Origin of the sequence: Sphingomonas sp. LY54 (assembly GCF_035594035.1) — a bacterium.
Lineage (GTDB): Bacteria > Pseudomonadota > Alphaproteobacteria > Sphingomonadales > Sphingomonadaceae > Allosphingosinicella.
The window spans coordinates 2,557,360-2,576,260 of the sequence record NZ_CP141588.1 but is presented as its reverse complement, the minus strand read 5'-3'; the positions used below and the strand labels follow the sequence as shown (position 1 = coordinate 2,576,260).

Genomic DNA, 18,901 nt, shown 5'->3' with positions numbered 1-18,901 from the left:
GGGGCGGGCGCGCGCGCTCGCCGTCAGCGAGGGCGGGTCCTAAGCGAGGGCGCCGCGGCGGTCAACACCCGGCGGCAACAAATTGTCAGTCGGCCCAGGCGGCGTCCTCGAGATGGATCTCGGCGGCCGGGGTCGAGCCCCAATCGTCGCGCTTGATGCGGCCGGCGATCCACAGCTTGCGGTGCGAGGGCGCGGACAGCATCGCCTCGCCCAATGCGCTCTCGGCCATGCGGAAGGCGATCGTCTTGATGCGGCGTCCGTCGTCGCCCGCCACCACCACACGCAGATGGCCGTTGCCGACCACGTCGGCCTTGACGATCCGCACCGGACCGGCGGCGACGCGCGGCGCCGGCCAGCCGGCGCCATAGGGCCCGCCCGCCTCGAGCGCGTCGCACAGGTCCGGGCAGACGCCGCCCGGCGCCAGCACCGCATCGAGCAGCAGGGCGCGGCCGTCGCGGCCGGCGGCGACGTCGGCGCCAAGCCGCTCGTCGAGGAAATCGGCGAGCGCCTCGACCTTGTCGCGCGCGACCGTCAGCCCGGCGGCCATGGCGTGGCCACCGCCGGCGACGAGCAGGCCGCTGTCCTTGGCCGCGAGGATCGCGGCGCCGAGATCGACCCCGCTGATCGACCGGCCCGAGCCCTTGCCGACCTCGCCCTCCAGCGCGACGACGATCGCCGGCCGGCCCAATTTCTCCTTGAGGCGCCCGGCGACGATGCCGATCACGCCCGGATGCCAGCCCTCGCCCGCGACCAAAGCGACGGCGCGGTTGCCCTGCGTCCGGCACATTTCCTCCGCCGCCTCGGAGACCAGGGTTTCGATCGTGCGGCGCTCTTCATTGTAGCGCTCGAGCTCGGCGGCGATTGCCGCGGCCTCGGCCGGATCCTCGGTGGTGAGCAGGCGCACTCCGAGGTCCGACTTGCCGACGCGGCCACCGGCGTTGATGCGCGGGCCGAGCGCGAAGCCGAGATCGGTGCAGGTCGGCGCGCGATCGAGCCGCGAGCCATCGATCAGGGCGGCGAGCCCGACATTGCGGCGCTGCGCCATCACCTTCAGCCCCTGGGTGACGAAGGCGCGGTTGAGGCCCTTCAATTGCGCGACGTCGGCGACCGTGCCGAGCGCGACCAGATCGAGCAGATCGATCAGCTTGGGCTCGGGGCGGCTCGCGAAGAAGCCGCGCCCGCGCAAAGAGCGCAGCAAGGCGGCGCCGAGCAGGAAGCAGACCCCGACCGCGGCGAGATGGCCGTGGGCCGCGGCTTCTGCCGCCTCGTCGAGGCGGTTCGGGTTGACCAGAGCGTGGGCTACGGGCAGCGCCGCCGTGCATTTGTGATGATCGACGACGATCACGTCGACGCCGGCGCCGCACGCCATCTCCAGCGCCTCGAACGCCTGGGCGCCGCAATCGACGGTGACGATCAGGTCGGCGCCGCCTTGTGCGATCCGCACCAGGGCCTCGCCCGACGGGCCATAGCCTTCCATCAGCCGGTCCGGGATATAGGCGGCGGGGGCCGAGCCGAGCGCGCGCAGCAGCCGGATCAGCAAAGCGGCGGAGGTCGCGCCGTCGACGTCATAGTCGCCGAAGACGGTAATCGATTCGTGCGCCTCGACCGCGTCGGCGATCCGCTCGGCCGCCTTGTCCATGTCCTGGAACAGCGACGGATCGGGCATGAAGGCACGCAGCGTCGGCGTCCGGTGCAGTTCGAGCGCGTCGCGGCCGACGCCGCGGGCGAGCAGCAGCTGGCTGACAAGATCGTCGGGGACGAAGCCGGCATCGACCGCGTCGCCGGCGGTGCCGCGCCAGCGCCACGGCTGGCCGAGGATCGAGCGAGAGACGCCGCAGACATGGATGAAGGGCGCGGAGGGATCGAACAGGTTCACGGGGCCACCCTAAGCGATCGGCGCGCGATCGGATATCCGCCTTTTGCCGCAGATCGATCTATCCATCGCGGTGCGGGTTGGAGCCATTCGCAGCGCGCGCGCCACGCCCCTCTATGCTATTGTAATCCGGCTTGATCCGAACGGAGGGTGCCATGCCTTCGCGTCGTCCAACGCCCGCATTGCCGACCATGAGCGCGCTTTTGCTGATCGCCCAGTCGGTCGCGGCCGCCGCGCAGGCCCCGCCGAGCGCCGCAGCGACGGTCGCGGACCCCTGCCAGCCGCAGGCGAGCTGCCCCAATGAAGCCCGCGCCTATGTCCGCGTTGCGCCGCAAACGGCCGCGGCCCAACGCGCGGCGCGGGGCGATCCGCCGCCCGCCGGAGAGGATGGGGCGCGGACCGGCGACGACGTGCCCAGCGACGACGGTCAGCGGCCGAACAGCGACCGAACCGGCGACGGCAATGGCGGCCTCGACATTCTCGCGATCCTGCTGGCGACGGCCGGCGTGGTCGGCGGGGCGCTGCTGATCGACCAACTGACCGGCGACAAATGGACCTCGGCAAAGGACCTGGAGAAAGACGGCCCCAAATTCCCGCGCAAGCAGGCCGTCGGCCGCTACCAGGTCCAGGGCTTCGCGCTGGCGGGCTGGCCCGTGGTGGTCGACGTCGAAAGCCTGCCTGAAACCGAGACCTGGCTGGAGGTGGCCTATAAAGGCGACCGCTCCGATCAGCTCGTCCGCATCCCGATCCCGGGAGACGGGAGAAGGGAGACGGTGGTGAACCTCCCAGGGTCGGCCGACTCCTTCGCCGATGTCAGGGTCGCCCGTTATTCGATCCATTCCTATCTGCGCGACGCGCAGGGCACGGCGGTCTACCAGCCGCTGAAGGTCTACGGCTTCGGGGCCGGCCCGCGGGCGGTCGGATCGACGCTGCTCAAGATCACCAGCTTCACGCCCGACCTCGCGACCCGTCCCGACGAGGTGCGCTACAGCCTGCAGGCCCTGCGCCTGTTCGACCGCTCGGTGGTCGAGGTTCTGCGCCTGCCCAAGCCCGGCGGGCGCAAGCTGGAACGGGTCAGCACCGTCCGCTTCCAGCCGCTGCAGCAGGGCAATTATCCCGGCGACTGGCAGACGATGCAGGGCCGCCCCAAGCCCCAGTCCGGAATCTACCATCTCCAGGCGCGCGGCTGGCTGGTCGGCGCGCGCAACGACGAGCGCGACTGGACCGGAGCGATCGCGCCCAATCTCGTCCGCATTCCTTGATCGCGGCAATCCGTGCCTGGCGGCATTGGCCGAAGGTCGCGGCGCTGGCGGCGATCGTGCTGCTGACCCTGGCCGCCGACCGCCTCACCCGCGTCCCCACCGCCACCGCGATCATCGAGGACAGCACATGGGAGGTGCCCGTCGGGAATGAGTTGCTGCTGACCGGCGCTCCGCCCGGCCGCCTGCTCGACCTCCAGACCGGAGCCGGCGACGGGATCGCCCTCGAGGCAGGGCCGGTGCGGCTGGCCGACGGCAGCCGCGCCGAGCGATTGAGCTGGCAGGTCTCCACCCCGGGTACGGTCGAGGGCGACAACAAGGTGCGGATTCAGATCAGCACTCCGTCCCAGGCCAGCGACGGCACGGTGATATTGGCACGGGCCGGCGACGAAGTGCCCCCCGAATTCCTGGCCAGCAGCCCCGATATGGACCTGGCGGTCGAGGCAGGCGTCGCGTTTGGGGACGAATTGGTGCTGCCGCCCATCCACCTACTCGTCGCCGGGAAGGCGATCGACGACCCCGGCTTGGCCCTTGCCTTCACCCTCCTCCCGGGCGGAGCGCTTTCGCTCACCGTGCCGTCCAAGCCCGACGGAAGCCTCAGCGGGCTGCTGGTCCGGATCGGGCAGCGCGAGCGCAAGGGCAATCGCCTGCGCCTGCGCGAAGCGGCGATCCGCAGCGACGGCGCGGAGCGGCCGTGGAAGGTCGCGTGCGCGGCACCCGAAGGGGAAACGCGCTGGGCCGTGGCCTGGCGCAGGTCCGCCGTTCCGCGCGGAGCTGACTGCGCCGCACCGGTGCCGTCAGCCAAGGCGCCGGCGCTGCTCGCGGCCTCGGCCCTCACGATCGACGACAAGACCATCAAGCTGGATTTGCGGGGTTCGGCCTATGTCGTCGACACGCGCAAGCCGGTCCAGGCGCGGTGGCTGGCATGGGCGAAGGGGAATATCTTCCTCAGTCTCGTGCTCAGCGGCCTGCTGGCCCTGCTCGCCAACTGGCTGATCAAGACCCTGCGCGGCAAATCGGAGGGGTAAGTCGGTTCAGGCCTCGCCGAGGATCATCGCGCCGAAGCGCCAGCCCACGGCCCAGCGTATCTCGGCGCGGACCTTGCCGCGGCCGGGGAGCTCGACGACGACTTCCGAGCCGATCGGCAGCTTGACCTCGCATTCGGCCATGAAGCCGCCGTCCGAGATGTTCCAGATCCGGCTGTCGAGCTGGCGGCCGACGCCGTCCTCGACGATCGTCTCGACATTGATCCACTGCCGCGGCGGGCGCTGGACGTAGACCTTCTTGAGTTGGGCTTGCATAGGCTCTTCCCCCCGCTTGGGCTTAGCGGGGAGAGGCTTGTCATTCGGTTAACGATGAGCGCGCGCAAGGCGCGCATCACGCGTCGGTTCAGCTGCGGCCCGGCTCGTGGCGATGCTCGCCCTTCACCCAGCGGACCGTGCCGGTGGAGGCGCGCATGACGACGCTCTCGGTAGTGATGCAGCCGCCCTTGCGACGCTTGACGCCCTCGAGCAGCGAGCCGTCGGTGACGCCGGTCGCGGCGAAGATGCAGTCGCCCTTGGCGAGATCCTCGAGATGGTAGATCCGGTCAAGATCCTCGACGCCCCATTTGGCGGCGCGGGCACGCTCGTCGTCGTTGCGGAAGACGAGACGGCCCTGGAACTGTCCGCCGACGCAGCGCAGAGCCGCGGCCGCGAGCACGCCTTCCGGCGCGCCGCCCTGGCCCATGTAGAGATCGATCGTGGTGTCGGGGTCGGTGACCGCGATCACGCCGGCGACGTCGCCGTCCGGGATGAGCTGGACGCCGCAGCCGAGTGCGCGCAGCTCGGCGATGATCTTCTCGTGGCGGGGACGATCGAGCACGCAGACGATGATGTCGCCCGGCTCGACGCCCTTGGCGGCGGCGACGGCGCGGACATTGTCGCTCGGCGACTTGGCGAGGTCGATCACGCCTTCGGGATAGCCGGGGCCGACCGCAAGCTTGTCCATATAGACGTCGGGGGCGTTCAGAAGCCCGCCCGCCTCGGCGATCGCCAGCACGGCGAGCGCGTTGGGCCCGGCCTTGGCGGTGATGGTGGTGCCTTCGAGCGGATCGAGCGCGATGTCGATCTTGGGCCCGGTGCCCTGCGCGGTGCCGACCTTCTCGCCGATATAGAGCATCGGCGCCTCGTCGCGCTCGCCCTCGCCGATCACGACGGTGCCGTCCATGTCGAGCGTGTTCAGCGCGGCGCGCATCGCCTCGACGGCGGCGGCATCGGCGGCCTTCTCGTTGCCGCGGCCGATCAGCTTCGACGCCGCGACGGCCGCGGCCTCGGTGACCCGCACCATTTCCAGAACGAGCACGCGGTCGAGCACATGGCTTGCAGTCACCATTTTTTCTGTCATCCCCTAGGCTTGGTTGCGAGCGTCGATAGGCGAGGCCCATGATAAAGTCGAGGATGACGATGCTGCTGGTCGTCTGGCCGGGACTAACCGCCGCGGCCGAACCGGCAGTCACCGCCGAGCAGGCGCTGCTGACCTACCGCCGCACCTTCCAGTCGACGCGGGAGCTGGATTGCCCGACCGCCGGGCCGGACGACATCGTCATCTGCGGCCGTCCGGTCGACGCCGTTGATCCCCACCGTCTCCCGCTGCCGATCGAGCGCGAGCCGGGCGAGATCGTGCGCCACGTCGGCGAGCCCGCGGGCGACCAGGGGCCGTGTCGGCTGTGCACCCAACCGGTCGGTATCGACCTCAACATGGCCCGCAAGCTCGTTGCGGGCATCGGGCGCCTGCTCGAGGACGACGAGTAGATCAGGCGCCGGCCAGGAACTTCTTGATGCCGCGGGCGGCCTGGCGGATGCGCTGCTCGTTCTCGACGAGAGCGATGCGGACGAAGCCCTCGCCTTCCTCGCCAAAGCCGGCGCCGGGCGCGACCGCGACCCCGGCCTCGGTCAGCAGGCGCTTGGCGAACTCGACCGAACCAAGGTGGCGGAAGGCTTCGGGGATCGGAGTCCAGGCGAACATGCTGGCCTGCGGCGGTTCGATCGCCCAGCCGGCCCGGCCGAAACATTCGACCAGCACGTCGCGGCGCGCCTTGTAGAGCTTGCGGTTGGCCTCAACGATGTCCTGCGGCCCGTTGAGCGCGGCCACTGCCGCCGCCTGGACCGGCGTAAAGGCGCCGTAATCGAGATAGGATTTGACGCGGGTGAGCGCGTTGATCAGCGTCTTGTTGCCGACCGCGAAGCCGATCCTCCAGCCGGCCATCGAGTAGGTCTTGGACACGGAGGTGAACTCGATCGCCACCTCCTTGGCGTCCGGCACCTGCAGGATCGACGGCGTCGGCGTGTCGCCGAAATAGATTTCGGCATAAGCGAGGTCGCTGATCACCCACAATTTGTGCTCGCGCGCAAAGGCGACGACCTTCTCGTAGAAATCGAGGTCGGCGACATAGGCGGTGGGGTTACTCGGATAGCCGATCACCAGTACCGACGGCTTGGGCACTGTGTAGCGCATCGCGAATTCGAGGCGGGTGAAGAAGTCCGGCCCCGGCGCCGCGGGGATCGACCGGATCGCGGCGCCGGCGATGATGAAGCCGAACTGGTGGATCGGGTAGGACGGATTGGGCGCCAGCACGACATCGCCGGGCGCGGTGATCGCCTGGGCGAGATTGGCGAGCCCTTCCTTCGATCCCAGCGTCACGATCACCTCGCTGTCGGGATCGAGGCTGACGTCGAAGCGGCGGCCGTAATAAGCGGCTTGCGCCTTGCGCAGCCCGGCTATGCCTTTCGACGCGGAATAACCGTGGGCACGCGGATTGCGCGCCACTTCGGCCAGTTTCTCGACGACATGGGCGGGCGGGGCGCCATCGGGATTGCCCATGCCGAGATCGATGATGTCGTCGCCGCGCGCGCGCGCCGCCGCCTTCATCGCGTTCACTTCGGCGAACACGTAGGGCGGCATGCGGCGGATGCGGTAGAAATCGTCGGACATGGTGGGTCTCGTGCTGCGCGGCGGACCGATCCGCCGACGCCCCGGCACTATCGAGGCCGGCTGGTGTTGACTAGTATGCGCTGCGAAAGGACCAAGCATGGCTGATCAGGACGAAACCACCCAGCCGCTGCCGACGCTGGAGGAGATGCAGCACTGGACCTGGGTGATGGGGCGGGCCCAGCAATTGATGCTCGAGCATGTCGCGCGGACGATGGGCGAGGCCGGCGGCCGGCTCGGCGAAGGATCCGGCGCCGCCACGGTGGCGTGGCCGAGCATGAGCCTGCTCGCCGACCCGGCGCGGATCGCGGCGGCGCAGGTCGATCTGTGGACCGAGGGCATGGCAATCTGGCAGCGCGCGCTCGGCGGCGCCCCGCCCAAGAGCGAACTCGGCGAGAAGGCCGACCGCGACCGGCGCTTCAACGCGCCGCAATGGCGCGACAATCCGTTGTTCGACATGATCCGCCAGAGCTATCTGCTCGTCTCCGACCGGCTGCTGGGCAGCGTCGACGCGCTGGAGGGGGTCGACGACCGCACCCGCGAGAAGGTGCGGTTCGCGACGCGGGCCTTTGTGGACGCCATGAGCCCGTCCAATTTCGCCCTCACCAATCCGCTGGTGCTGGAGAAGACGCTCGAGACCAAGGGCGAGAATCTGCTCAAGGGCCTCGATCACATGCTGAAGGACCTTGCCAAGGGCCAGCTCACCCATACCGACAGCGACGCCTTCGAGGTCGGGCGCAACATCGCGACCACGCCCGGCAAGGTCATCAAGGAGACGCCCCTCTTCCAGCTGATCCAATATGCGCCGACGACCAAGCAGGTGCACGAAACTCCGCTCGTCATCTTCCCGCCCTGGATCAATCGCTTCTACATCCTCGACCTCAACCCGAAGAAGAGCTTCATCCGCTGGGCGGTCGAGCAGGGCCTCACCGTCTTCATGGTGTCGTGGAAATCGGCCGACGAGAGCATCGCCGACGTGATGATGGAGGATTATGTCCTCGCCCAGATCGAGGCGATCGACACGATCCGCGCGCTGCTCGGCGTCGAGGCGGTGCACGCAATCGGCTATTGCGTCGCGGGCACCACGCTCGCCGCCACGCTCGCCTTGCTCGAAGCGCGCGGCGAGGCGGACAAAGTGGCGAGCGCGACCTTCTTCACCGCCCAGGTCGATTTCACGGAAGCCGGCGACCTCAACCTGTTCATCGGCGACGAGCAGATGGATCTGATCCGCCAGCTCTCGGCAGAGAAGGGCTATCTCGACGGCCGCTACATGGCCGCGACCTTCAATCTGCTGCGCGGTCGCGACCTCATCTGGAATTACGTCACCAGCAATTACCTGCTGGGCGAGGACTATCCCCAATTCGACCTGCTCCACTGGAACGGCGACACGACCAACCTGCCGGCCAAGTGGCACCAGGCTTATCTGAAGGAGCTGTACGCCGAGAACCGGCTGGCCAGGCCCGGCGGCATCACCATTGCCGGCACCCCGATCGACCTGTCGACGGTCAAGGTCCCGACCTACGTCCAGGCCGGCCGCGAGGACCATATCGCGCCGCCGCAGAGCGTGTGGAAGATCACCCACCATTTCCGCGGCCCGCTGCGCTTCGTGCTGGCGGGATCGGGCCATATCGCCGGCGTGGTGAACCCGCCCGAGGCGCAAAAATATCAATATTGGACCAACGAGGCCAAGGTCGCGTCGCTCGACGAATTCATCGCCGGCGCGACCGAGACCAAGGGGAGCTGGTGGCCCGACTGGCGCGGCTGGATCGAGCGGCAGGCCGGCACGAAGGTCCCCCCAACCGGCGCCCGCATACCCGGCAAGGGCAAGCTCAAGCCGATCGAGGATGCGCCCGGCAGCTACGTGCGGGCACGCTAGAGCGTTCCAGGATCGTCATTGCGAGACGCAGCGACGAAGCAATCCAGCCGGACGCAGAGATCGCTGGATTGCTTCGCTCCGCTCGCAATGACGGGGTGCAAAAAAAGGGGAGGCTCCGGACGGAAGCCTCCCTCGTTGGCGATCAACGCGTTCAGCGCTGCTGGTCGCGGTCGCTCTTCTGGCGGTCCATGTCGTCCTGCCGGCGCGTGGTGTCGCCCTGCTGGCGGTCGTGGCCGCCGCCTTGCTGCTGTTGCTGACGATTGTCGTCGCGGCCGCCCTGCTGACGGTCGCCCTGATCTTTCCGGTCGGGCATCATTCGTCTCCTTTCACTCTCCCCTGCGCGGTTACAACGCTGCAGCCGCAACGGGTTCCGGCGGGGGAGCCGAGCCGTGGCCGCTGCCGGTCCGGCCGCAATTAGCAGCCTGCCTTCGGCGGCAGCGGGAACAGGGTCATGAACCAAGCGGCGAGATCGCGGTCGCCCTCGATCGCCAGCGCGCCCTCCGCTTCCAGCGCGGCGAGCGGAGCGGCGCCATAAGCGGCCGCGCCGAGCGCCGAAGTCGGGCCCGCGAGGACGAGATCGGGCTGCGCCGGCTCGCCGCGGCCGAGCGTCACCTGGCCGCCGGCAAGGGCGAGCGTGAACGCGTCCGCGCCGATGCGGAAGGCGATCGTCCCGTCCCGCTCCGCGGCACGCTTCATGTCCATCATCGTCCGGAACGACAGCATCAGCGACACCGCGCTGAACGGACGCGTCGGATCGTGCGCGGGCGAGCGCACCGCCCATCGCCCCATCGCCTGGAAGATCGGCCCGGCTTCATAGCCCCAGGGGGTGAGCTCGTAGACCTGGACCGAGGCGGGCGGCGGCAGCCGGTGGCGGCGGACCACGCCGGCCGCCTCGAGCCCCTCCAGCCGCTGGGTCAGCACATTGGCGCTGATGCCGTTGATGCTGGCCTTGAGCTCGCCGAAACGGCGCGGCCCCAGCATCAGCTCGCGCATCACCGGCAGCGCCCAGCGCTCGCCAATAATGTCCATGCCGTGCGTGGCCGCGCAGGCATCGTCGTAGCGGCGCCGGGCGGCCGCAATGCCTGCAGTTACATTTTCTAACTTCATAGTTGCGTTTATTAACTCGCGAGCGCATCAAACACAAACAGATGATTCGGGAGAGGCCCATGTCCAAGCTCATCTTCGTCAATTTGCCGGTGTCCGACCTTCCGAGCGCGACCGCTTTCTATGAAGCGCTCGGTGCCGTGAAGAACCCGCAGTTCAGCGACGACACGGCGAGTTGCATCGTCTTTTCCGAGACGATCCACGCCATGCTGCTGACCCACGACAAGTTCCGCCAGTTCGTCTCCAAGCCGATCGTCGACGCCCACCGCGCGACAGAAGTGCTGATCTGCCTGTCTGCCGACAGCCGCCAAGAGGTCGATGCGACCGTGGCACGCGCCGAAGTGGCCGGCGGGCGGGTCGACCCCTGCCCGACGCAGGATTATGGTTTCATGTACGGCCGCAGCTTCGAGGATCCCGACGGCCACATCTGGGAAGTGATGTGGATGGACATGGCGGCGGCCACGGCGGCGATGCGGCCCGAGACGGTCGAAGCCTGACACAGCCGAGAGGAGAGATGAGATGACCTATGTCGAAGGATTTGTGGTCCCCGTCCCCGCCGACAACAAGGAGGCTTACCGTAAGCACGCGGCAAATGCCGCGCCCTTGTTCAAGGATTTCGGCGTGTCCCGCCATGTCGAGGCCTGGGGAGTCGACGTCCCCGACGGCAAGGTCACCGACTTCAAGGGCGCGGTGAAGGCCGAGGAGGGCGAGGTCGTGGTCTTCTCCTGGTTCGAATATCCGTCGAAGGAAGCGCGCGACGCCGCCAACCAGAAGATGATGAGCGATCCCCGCATGGAGCAGATGGGTGCAACCATGCCGTTCGACGGCAAGCGCATGATCTTCGGCGGCTTCGCTCCCCTGGTCGACGAAGGCGGCGGCGCCGAGATGGGCTTTGCCGACGGCTATCTGGTGCCGGTCAAGGCCGACAAAAAAGAGGAATATCGCCGGATCGCCGCCAAGCTGGCGCCGATCTTCCGCGAGCATGGCGCGACCCGGATCGTCGAGACCTGGGCCGACGACGTCCCCGACGGCAAGGTGACCGACTTCAAGGGCGCGGTGAAGGCGGAGGAGGACGAGGTGGTCGTCTTCTCCTGGGTGGAATGGCCCTCGCGAGAAGCGCGCGACGCCGGCTGGGCCAAGATCATGGCCGACGAGCGGATGAAGCCGGGCGAGGAGCCGATGCCGTTCGACGGCAAGCGCATGATCTATGGCGGCTTCGCACCGATCCTCGACGCCTGAATTCGAAAGGGCCTGCAATGTCCGACCTGATCGACGACCGCGCCGCGCCCGCCGCGACGCAGCCCGCCACGCAGCATGGCAGCTTCGTCTGGTATGAACTCCTTACCCGCGATCCCGACGCCGCGGCCGCCTTCTATGGCAAGGTCGTCGGCTGGACCGCGAGGGATTCGGGGCAGCCGGACATGAGCTACACCCTGCTCAACGCGGGCACCGGCGATGTCGCCGGCCTGATGGCGATCCCGCCCGACGCCGCGGAGTCCGGCATGCGGCCGGGCTGGCTCGGCTATATCGGCGTCGCCGACGTCGACGCCGCTGTGGCCGAGGCCCAGGCGGCGGGCGCGACCGTCCATATGCCGCCGACCGACATCCCCGATGTCGGCCGCTTCAGTCTGCTTGCCGATCCGCAGGGCGTGCCCTTCTACATGATGCAGGGCGCGAGCGACGAGACCAGCCAAGCCTTCGCGCCCAACCTACCCGGCCACTGCAGCTGGAACGAGCTTTCGACCACCGACCAGGAAGGCGCCTTCGCTTTCTACGCCGGCGCGTTCGGCTGGGCGAAGGGCGACGCGATGGATATGGGAAAGATGGGCATTTACCAGTTCATCACCCTCCCCGCCGCCGCGACCGGCGAGGGCTGCGAGGGCAGCGGCACGATTGGCGCGATGATGACCCGCCCCGAAGGCGCGCCCGCAGGCTGGACCTTCTATTTCCGAGTGCCCGACATCGAGCGGGCGGCCGCGACCGCCCAGGCGGAAGGAGGGACGATCCTGCACGGGCCGTCGGAGGTCCCGGGCGGCGATCACATCATCATCGGCGCCGATCCGCAGGGCGCGACCTTCGCGCTGGTCGGCGCGCGGCAAGCCTGAAGGAGCCATCCATGTCCAGGATCACCCCCTGCCTCTGGTATGACGGCCAGGCCGAGGAAGCGGCGAATTTCTACGTGTCGCTGCTGCCCGACAGCCGGATCGACAAGGTGATGCGCTCGCCGGCCGACAATCCGAGCACGCCCGAGGGCGCGGTGCTGACGGTCGAGTTCACCCTGGCCGGCCAGAGCTACCTCGCCTTGAACGGCGGCCCGCTCTTCCACTTCACAGAAGCGGTCTCGTTCATGATCGCCTGCGACGACCAGGTCGAGGTCGACCGGCTCTGGGACGCGCTCACCGCCGACGGCGGCAGCCCAAGCCAGTGCGGCTGGCTCAAGGATCGGTTCGGCCTGTCCTGGCAGATCGTGCCGCGGCGATTGATGGAGCTGATGAGCGACCCGGACCCGGACCGCGCCCGGCGCGTGATGCAGGCGATGATGGAGATGGGCAAGATCGACATCGCCGCGATCGAGCGGGCCTAGCGCCTCATCTCTTGAGGATGCGGGTGAAGCGGGCGAGCCCGAACAGGATCGTCGGCCAGAACATCGTGTTCCAGACGTCCTTGCCGTTGAGGCTCCACCGCGGCGTGCCGCCGTGGCTGAGCGTGTCGATCACGTCCCACACCTCCCCCGCGACCGCCGCCAGGGCGACGGCGGCGAGCGGGCGCCAGTCTGCGAGCGACTTGCGAAGGACGATCACGACCAGCAGCATCACGCCGAGGCCGACATAGATATGGAGCGCGTCCTTGCTGAGGTCGGTCGTCTCGACGAGGAACAGCTTGGCGCTCTGGAAAATGCTCATGATGGGATCCTGGTGCGGAACGGGTTGAAGTCCGTGCCCTTGTCGAAAATGTCGACGCCTTCGCGCCGCTTGAGCCAGCCGACCGCGGCATAAGTGGCGGGCGTCAGCAGGACCTCCCAGCCGACCTTCAGCGCGAACTGGGTGACGAGGACGATCAGTAACGTCTCATTGTCCCACAGGCCGTAGAAAGCGAGCGGATAGAAGATCAGGCTGTCGATGCCCTGGCCGACGAAGGTCGAGCCGATCGTGCGCGTCCAGAGGTGCCGTCCCTGCGTCAGCAGCTTCATCCGCGCCAGCACGTAGGAATTGGCGAACTCCCCGGCGCAGAAGGCCAGCATCGAGGCGAAGACGATGCGCGGCACCTGGCCGAACACGCTCTCATAGGCCGCCTGCCCCTGCCAGCCCGGCGCCGGCGGCAGCGCCACCACGACCCACGCCATGAAGGCCATGAACAGCAAGGCGGCAAAGCCCGCCCAGATCACGCGGCGCGCACGGGCATAGCCATAGACCTCCGTCAGCACGTCGCCGATCACGTAGGAGACCGGGAAGAAGAGGATGCCGGCCCCGAACGGCCATGCGCCGATGCCGGGCAAATCGACGGTCGCGACCTTGCCGGCGCCGAGGATGTTGGAGAGCAGGATGACGGTGACGAACGCCGCCATCACATAGTCGAAATAGGCGAAGCGGCGCCCGCCGGCCTCCGCCCCCTCGATCTTCCTGATCCGCCCCCCGTGCATCGCCGCCGATGATTAGCGGTGTTCCGCTCCGCTGGAAAGCGCGCTAGAGCGAGGCGTCGCGCGCCCGTAGCTCAGTTGGATAGAGCACGAGACTTCTAATCTTGAGGCCGCAGGTTCGACTCCTGCCGGGCGCGCCATTTAAACGCCGTTTGGTATTGGGACCCCCTTACCCTTCTCCTTCGCCAACCTTGCGATAGCCGTAGCAAGCAATCCTCTTTAGTCTTCAACGCTTCATCGCCACCCCGGAAATAGCCCTCCGCACAGGAATACGCTTCAATAACGTCCCGAGATTCATGGCAGGGCATCCACAAATCGGGCGGGGCGAAGCTGGGTGGGTCAGAGCAGATTTCTACAAGGTGTTCGGGAGCCTGTAATTCCGGCCGAGCAACTGCGCGCAAGGCAATCCTTCCATGGCTCTTTGCACATGCGCCGCCACTGCGGATGCTCCCTTCTCTGCGCCTAGAGATCTTGAGTTGCCTCAGCCCGCCGGTAGATGCGTGCCCCTCTGGGAGCAAATTCTCGCAGGACCGGAAAAGGTCATTGCGAATGGTCGGGCAAGGGGTACCGGTCAATTGGCGTTGCGGATGTAAGGTTGTCAGGATCGCCAACGCCACCGAAATGCTGGATTCTCAAAGCCAGTCCATGGTGGTCCCGTCATTTGGGCCACGCCTCCCCCGCTTTGCCGGACGCTATCCCGCCTGCCCCAGCCAGGCCGGGACGCTTTCGTCGGCGAGATAGGCTTCGTCGCCGCGGCGCGGGCGGACGATGGCCCAGTCGGATCCATCGACCAGCACTTCCGGCGCCAGTGCGCGGGAATTGTAGGTGCTGGCCATGGTCGCCGCATAGGCGCCGGCCGTGCCGATCGCGACCAGATCGCCCGCCTCGACCCGGTCGAGCCGGCGCGCCGCCGCGAACACGTCGCCGCTCTCGCAGACCGGGCCGACCACGTCTGCGACCATCTCTTCGCCAGTCGGCGCGACCGCGTCGATCGCGTGCCAGGCGTCGTAGAGGCTCGGCCGCATCAGGTCGTTCATCGCCGCGTCGACGATCACGAACGGACCTGTCGCGCCGGGCTTCACGCGGATGACCTCGGTGAGGAGGATCCCGGCATTGCCGACGATCAGCCGGCCGGGTTCGAAGATCAGCCGCACGTTCCAGCCACGGGTAAGGCGTTCGACCATCGCGCCATAATCTGCGGGGCTCGGCGGCGGCAGCAGCGCGGGATCATAAGCGATGCCGAGGCCGCCGCCGAGATCGGCAGTGTGGATCTCATGGCCCTGTGCGCGCAGCTCCGCGATCGCAGCGCCGAGCTTGGCGATCGCCGACTCCAGCGGCGCGAGGCTGGTGAGCTGGCTTCCGATATGGACGGCGAGGCCGCGGAGCCGGAGGCCGGGCAGGTCACGCAGCGCGGCGCACGCGGCCGGCATTTCGCCGATCGGGATGCCGAACTTGTTGTGCGCGGCGCCGGTCGAGATCTTCGCGTGGGTGCCGGCATCGACATCGGGATTGACGCGGAACGCCACCGGCGCGGTCAGGCCCATCGAGGCCGCGACCTCCGAGAGCATCTCGGCCTCGGCGAAGGATTCGAGATTGAACTGGCAGAGCCCGCCGGCGAGCGCGAGCCGCATCTCGTCCGCGGTCTTGCCGACCCCGGAGAAGACGATCTTTTCGGGCGCGATCCCGGCGGCGCGCGCCCGGCGATATTCTCCGCCCGAGACGACGTCGGCGCCGAGCCCCTCGGCGGCCAGCGTGGTCAGGACCGCGATATTGGGATTGGCCTTGACGGCATAAGCGATCAGCGGGTTGTCGAGCGCCGACAGAGCGGCGCGAAGGGCCCGCGCCTGGCCGCGCATCGCATCGGCCGAGTAGACGTAGACCGGCGTGCCGACCGCCTGCGCGATCGCCGGCAGGGGAACGGCCTCGCAATGGGTCACCCCGTCGCGCAGGTGGAAAGCAGACATCACTCGTTCCCGATATTGGGCCGCGTGCAGGACAGGCGGCCATCCCGGCAGCCGCCGCCCTTGTCGGACCGCGGCTGCGCAGGAGCGCCGTGCCTTAGCGCAGCTTCAGGCGAACGCCGGCGCGGAAGGCGCGTCCGAGCAGGTCGCTATAGGTGCTGTTCGCCGCCAGGCCGGTCTCCGGGAGGAGGATCGGCTTGGCATCGAACACGTTGGTGACGTTGATGAAGAAGGCCCCGTCGCCGCGGCCGAGCGCGTCGAACTTCACGGTCGCGTTGAGATCGACGTAGAAGGCGCCCGACACGTGATTGTTGTCATAGGTCGGGAATTGCGAGGTCGAGACCGGACAGGTGGTCTGGCACTCGATGCCGTTGGCGACATATTTGCCGGAGCTCACGCCGCGTCCCACCGCCGTCAGCGAGTAGCCCGACGTGTCGTAGCTGGCGTTGATGCGGTAGATCCACGTCGGCGTGCTGTACTGGCCGCCGTTGGCGCCGACGGTATTGACGGGGGTCACCCCGGAAACGCCCGTGTCGGTGATGTTGTCGATGTAGCGCGTCGCCACGCCGCGCAGCGTGAAGGTGCCGTCGGCGCCAGCAAAGACATTCGCCAGAGGCAGCCTGTAGGAAGCGTCGAAGTCGACGCCGCGCACGAGCTTGCTGGCGAAGTTGAACGGCTGGTTGCGCAGCAGGATGCGTGCCGAGCTGTTCGGATCCTGGGTGATGGCGGCGCAATATTCCGCATTGCCCTCGAAGCAGCGGTCGACAATGTCCTGCGCCGAGAGGAAGTCGATCACGTCGTTCATCTCGATGCGGAAATAATCGACGGAGGCGCTGAAGCCCGGCAGGAAACGCGGCGAAACGACCGCGCCGAGATTCCACGAATCGGCCTTTTCCGGACGCAGGTTGGGATTGCCGGTGGCGGTCGCCGAGTAAGAAATGCTCGATCCGAAGACGCCGGTGCCCGGTCCGGGATTCTGCTGCCCCGGAACGAAGAACGGGTTGCGCACCGAGTCGGTGTTCGAGGAACCCGCCTGGAACAGCTCGTTCAGGTTGGGCGCGCGGATGTCGCGCGAGCGCGTGACACGGAAGCGGATATCGTCGATGGGCTGCCACGTCGCGCCGGCACGCCAGGTCGTGACCGAGCCCGAGCTCGAATAGTCGGTGAAGCGTGCCGCGCCGTTGAATTCGAGGCCGAAGCCGAGCGGCACCACCGTCTCGAGATAGGCCTCCTTCACGTCATATTTGCCGTTTGTCGGCAGATAGTTGCCGACCGACCAGGCATTGAGCGTGGTGACGCCGCCGGCCGGATTGGGCGTGATCACCGGCTGGAACTCGGTGGGCACGAAGCCCGTGATCTTCTCCTCGCGATATTCGCCGCCGACGGCGACGCTGACATCGCCGGCCCAGGTCGCGAACGGCGTGAAGTTGAGGTTCGCACCGGTGACGAACTGCTCCACCACCTCGTCGCGATAGGGATCGCCGAGGATGTACGGGATCGCCGCCGGATTGGCGACGCCGATGCCGAGGCGGTTGAGCGGGACGCACCCGGCGTCGTTGTTGTTCGGGTTGGCGTCCGCATTGATGCGGCAGACGATCGGGCTCGTCGTGTCGCCGGGCACCGAGAACACCGCATCCACGGCGTTCGCGATACGCTGGGTGTGCATGATGTTGCGGAGCTGCTCGCGGAGATCGGCCCGACCGTATTGGCCATAGACGTCCCACGTCGCCCGGTTGCCGAACATCTCGAAATCGCCCTCGGCGCCGATCACATAACGCTGCACCTCGCGCTTGTTGTTCGCCTGCCGGTAGGGAAGATCGGCGGCGCTCGTGCCGATCGTCACCGCGGTGATGTCGGCAAGCTGCTGCTGACCCAGCGCCAGGATCAGGAAGGCGTTGTCGCCCGCGAGCGTGCTCGCACCCGCTGAGCCGACGCCCACGTTGGCACGATTCGGCGCGCTGGTGGTCGACGACAGGTTCGGGCCCGCATTGAAGAGCACTTCCTGCCAATTATACGAGGCTTCGGCGAACAGGCTGACGCCGTCGGCAACGTCGAAGCTCACGCGGCCGAACAGGCTGCGGCGATCGTCCTCGGCGTCGAGGCCGATGCGGCGCCCCGTATCGTTGACCCGCCAATCGCCGCCCTGTGTCAGCGTCGGAGGGGACGAGCCGGTCGGCGACGGGAAGCTCAGCGCGCCGTACTGGAACTGGTTCACCGATCCGCCCGGGCCGAAATAGATACCGCGCAGCCGGTTCGCCGTCCCGCCCGCGGAGTTGAGGATGATGCTGCCCGGGGTCGAACTGGTCGAGCCGACCTGGGTGCGGACCAGGAATTGCGGGACGCTGCTGTTCGTCGTCGCATTGTAAGCCGGATTGGTGATGCGCACGAAGCCGGTGTGGTTCCAGTCGCGGTCCACCTCGAAGATACCGTCGCGATGGGCGATCTCGCCGCTCAGGATGATATGGCCACGGCCGTCGGCGAAGGACGTGCCGCCGGCGGCGCCGAACGAATAGTTAAAGCCGTCGCCGTGGCCGGTGATGCCGCTGTCGGCCTCGATCTTCAGCCCCTCGAACTTCTTGTCGAGGATAAAGTTGACGACGCCGCCGACGGCGTCCGAGCCGTAGGTCGCCGAAGCGCCGCCCGTGACCACTTCGACTCGATCGACCAGCATCTGCGGGATCGTGTTGACGTCGACCAGGCCGGTGATCGTCGAGGCGACCGAGCGCCGGCCGTCGAGCAGCACCAGGGTGCGGACCTCGCCGAGGTTGCGCAGGTTGAGCGCGTTGATGCCGGCCTGGCCGCTGCTGAGGTTCAGGCGCGAGTTGGACGGCCGCGTCGAACCGGCGAGCGAGGGCAGCTGGTTGACGAAGTCGGCAATATTGTTGGTCGGGGAGGAATTCTGGATGTCCTCCTGGGTCAGTACGGTGAGCGGAGTGGGCGCCTGATACCCGTCGCGGACGATGCGCGTACCGGTGATGAGGATGTCCCGATTCTCTTCGGCTGTCGTCGCACTGGTTTGCGCCGTCGCGTCCGTGGCCTGCGCCGAGGCAGCCCCTGCCATCGCCAGCGCTACGAAAGCGCCCCCGGAGAAAAGCACCGTTTTCAGTGAAATCGAAGCACGCATCTGCTCACCCCCAGAATTATTTTTATGGTCCGCGCGGCGTATCGCCGGCCGAAGCCGGCATTAAGTAACAAGAATGAAATGTCCCGCCATAGTTTCTG

18 protein-coding genes, 1 tRNA gene and 1 pseudogene are annotated in these 18,901 nt (G+C 67.6%); 10 read left to right on the top strand and 10 right to left on the bottom strand.

Annotated features, from left to right (window positions below; genetic code table 11):
- Positions 1–85: 85 nt before the first annotated feature.
- Complete coding sequence (gene recJ, locus SH591_RS12810; RefSeq protein WP_324749450.1) at positions 86–1,876, bottom strand: single-stranded-DNA-specific exonuclease RecJ; 1,791 nt, start codon at positions 1,874–1,876, stop codon at positions 86–88.
- A 188-nt stretch (positions 1,877–2,064) separates the two neighbouring features.
- On the opposite strand from recJ, the gene SH591_RS12805 reads away from it, so the two are divergent.
- A complete protein-coding gene (locus SH591_RS12805) occupies positions 2,065–3,135 on the top strand; it encodes a hypothetical protein (protein ID WP_324749449.1) in 1,071 nt (356 codons plus the stop codon).
- Positions 3,132–4,160, top strand: a complete 1,029-nt coding sequence (locus SH591_RS12800) for a hypothetical protein (protein ID WP_324749448.1) — start codon at positions 3,132–3,134, stop codon at positions 4,158–4,160. Before SH591_RS12805 ends, SH591_RS12800 begins: the two co-directional genes overlap by 4 nt.
- 6 nt (positions 4,161–4,166) lie before the next feature.
- Here SH591_RS12800 and SH591_RS12795 read toward each other — a convergent pair whose 3' ends face one another.
- On the bottom strand, positions 4,167–4,433 hold the full coding sequence (locus tag SH591_RS12795; protein WP_322832599.1) for a hypothetical protein: 267 nt from the start codon (positions 4,431–4,433) through the stop codon (positions 4,167–4,169).
- A gap of 88 nt (positions 4,434–4,521) precedes the next feature.
- Positions 4,522–5,505 carry a class II fructose-bisphosphatase gene (glpX, locus tag SH591_RS12790; RefSeq protein WP_322832598.1) on the bottom strand — a complete coding sequence of 328 codons (984 nt, stop codon included), beginning with the start codon at positions 5,503–5,505 and terminating at the stop codon, positions 4,522–4,524.
- A 65-nt stretch (positions 5,506–5,570) separates the two neighbouring features.
- Between glpX and SH591_RS12785 the strand changes: the two genes are divergently transcribed.
- Positions 5,571–5,924, top strand: coding sequence for a hypothetical protein (locus SH591_RS12785; RefSeq protein WP_324749447.1), 354 nt, complete (start codon positions 5,571–5,573; stop codon positions 5,922–5,924).
- A gap of 1 nt (position 5,925) precedes the next feature.
- Here SH591_RS12785 and SH591_RS12780 read toward each other — a convergent pair whose 3' ends face one another.
- Positions 5,926–7,104: an LL-diaminopimelate aminotransferase gene (locus SH591_RS12780; protein WP_322832596.1), complete on the bottom strand. Its 1,179-nt coding sequence runs from the start codon at positions 7,102–7,104 to the stop codon at positions 5,926–5,928.
- A gap of 97 nt (positions 7,105–7,201) precedes the next feature.
- Between SH591_RS12780 and SH591_RS12775 the strand changes: the two genes are divergently transcribed.
- Entirely contained in the window at positions 7,202–8,977 is a 1,776-nt protein-coding gene (locus SH591_RS12775) for a PHA/PHB synthase family protein (protein WP_324749446.1), read from the top strand.
- Positions 8,978–9,128: 151 nt separating this feature from the next.
- Here SH591_RS12775 and SH591_RS12770 read toward each other — a convergent pair whose 3' ends face one another.
- Positions 9,129–9,290: a hypothetical protein gene (locus SH591_RS12770; protein ID WP_324749445.1), complete on the bottom strand. Its 162-nt coding sequence runs from the start codon at positions 9,288–9,290 to the stop codon at positions 9,129–9,131.
- A 101-nt stretch (positions 9,291–9,391) separates the two neighbouring features.
- The gene (locus tag SH591_RS12765; protein ID WP_324749444.1) at positions 9,392–10,084 is read right to left on the bottom strand and encodes a winged helix-turn-helix transcriptional regulator; all 693 of its coding nucleotides are present in this window, start codon (positions 10,082–10,084) and stop codon (positions 9,392–9,394) included.
- Between the two features lie 59 nt (positions 10,085–10,143).
- Between SH591_RS12765 and SH591_RS12760 the strand changes: the two genes are divergently transcribed.
- The 5 genes and pseudogenes from SH591_RS12760 to SH591_RS12740 all read left to right on the top strand — a co-directional run bounded on the left by SH591_RS12760 (position 10,144) and on the right by SH591_RS12740 (position 12,665).
- Complete coding sequence (locus SH591_RS12760) at positions 10,144–10,578, top strand: VOC family protein (RefSeq protein ID WP_324749443.1); 435 nt, start codon at positions 10,144–10,146, stop codon at positions 10,576–10,578.
- A 22-nt stretch (positions 10,579–10,600) separates the two neighbouring features.
- Positions 10,601–10,849, top strand: a pseudogene (locus SH591_RS12755) (DUF1428 domain-containing protein); the annotation flags it as partial.
- Positions 10,850–10,966: 117 nt separating this feature from the next.
- On the top strand, positions 10,967–11,320 hold the full coding sequence (locus SH591_RS12750; RefSeq protein WP_324751380.1) for a DUF1428 domain-containing protein: 354 nt from the start codon (positions 10,967–10,969) through the stop codon (positions 11,318–11,320).
- A 17-nt stretch (positions 11,321–11,337) separates the two neighbouring features.
- Positions 11,338–12,186, top strand: a complete 849-nt coding sequence (locus SH591_RS12745) for a VOC family protein (protein WP_324749442.1) — start codon at positions 11,338–11,340, stop codon at positions 12,184–12,186.
- A gap of 11 nt (positions 12,187–12,197) precedes the next feature.
- Complete coding sequence (locus SH591_RS12740; protein WP_324749441.1) at positions 12,198–12,665, top strand: VOC family protein; 468 nt, start codon at positions 12,198–12,200, stop codon at positions 12,663–12,665.
- A gap of 4 nt (positions 12,666–12,669) precedes the next feature.
- On the opposite strand, the gene SH591_RS12735 is transcribed toward SH591_RS12740, so the two are convergent.
- Together SH591_RS12735 and SH591_RS12730 are read right to left on the bottom strand one after the other, a co-directional pair.
- Positions 12,670–12,984: a hypothetical protein gene (locus tag SH591_RS12735; protein WP_324749440.1), complete on the bottom strand. Its 315-nt coding sequence runs from the start codon at positions 12,982–12,984 to the stop codon at positions 12,670–12,672.
- The gene (locus tag SH591_RS12730) at positions 12,981–13,721 is read right to left on the bottom strand and encodes a queuosine precursor transporter (RefSeq protein WP_324749439.1); all 741 of its coding nucleotides are present in this window, start codon (positions 13,719–13,721) and stop codon (positions 12,981–12,983) included. The genes SH591_RS12735 and SH591_RS12730 overlap by 4 nt, the downstream gene beginning before the upstream one ends.
- A 60-nt stretch (positions 13,722–13,781) precedes the next feature.
- On the opposite strand from SH591_RS12730, the gene SH591_RS12725 reads away from it, so the two are divergent.
- A tRNA-Arg gene (locus tag SH591_RS12725) sits at positions 13,782–13,858 on the top strand.
- Between the two features lie 552 nt (positions 13,859–14,410).
- Here the strand turns inward: SH591_RS12725 and lysA are convergent.
- Positions 14,411–15,682 (bottom strand): diaminopimelate decarboxylase, encoded by a 1,272-nt coding sequence (lysA, locus tag SH591_RS12720; RefSeq protein WP_324749438.1) that lies wholly within the window; start codon positions 15,680–15,682, stop codon positions 14,411–14,413.
- A 94-nt stretch (positions 15,683–15,776) separates the two neighbouring features.
- Positions 15,777–18,740 carry a TonB-dependent receptor domain-containing protein gene (locus tag SH591_RS12715; protein WP_324749437.1) on the bottom strand — a complete coding sequence of 988 codons (2,964 nt, stop codon included), beginning with the start codon at positions 18,738–18,740 and terminating at the stop codon, positions 15,777–15,779.
- Between the last annotated feature and the right edge of the window lie 161 nt (positions 18,741–18,901).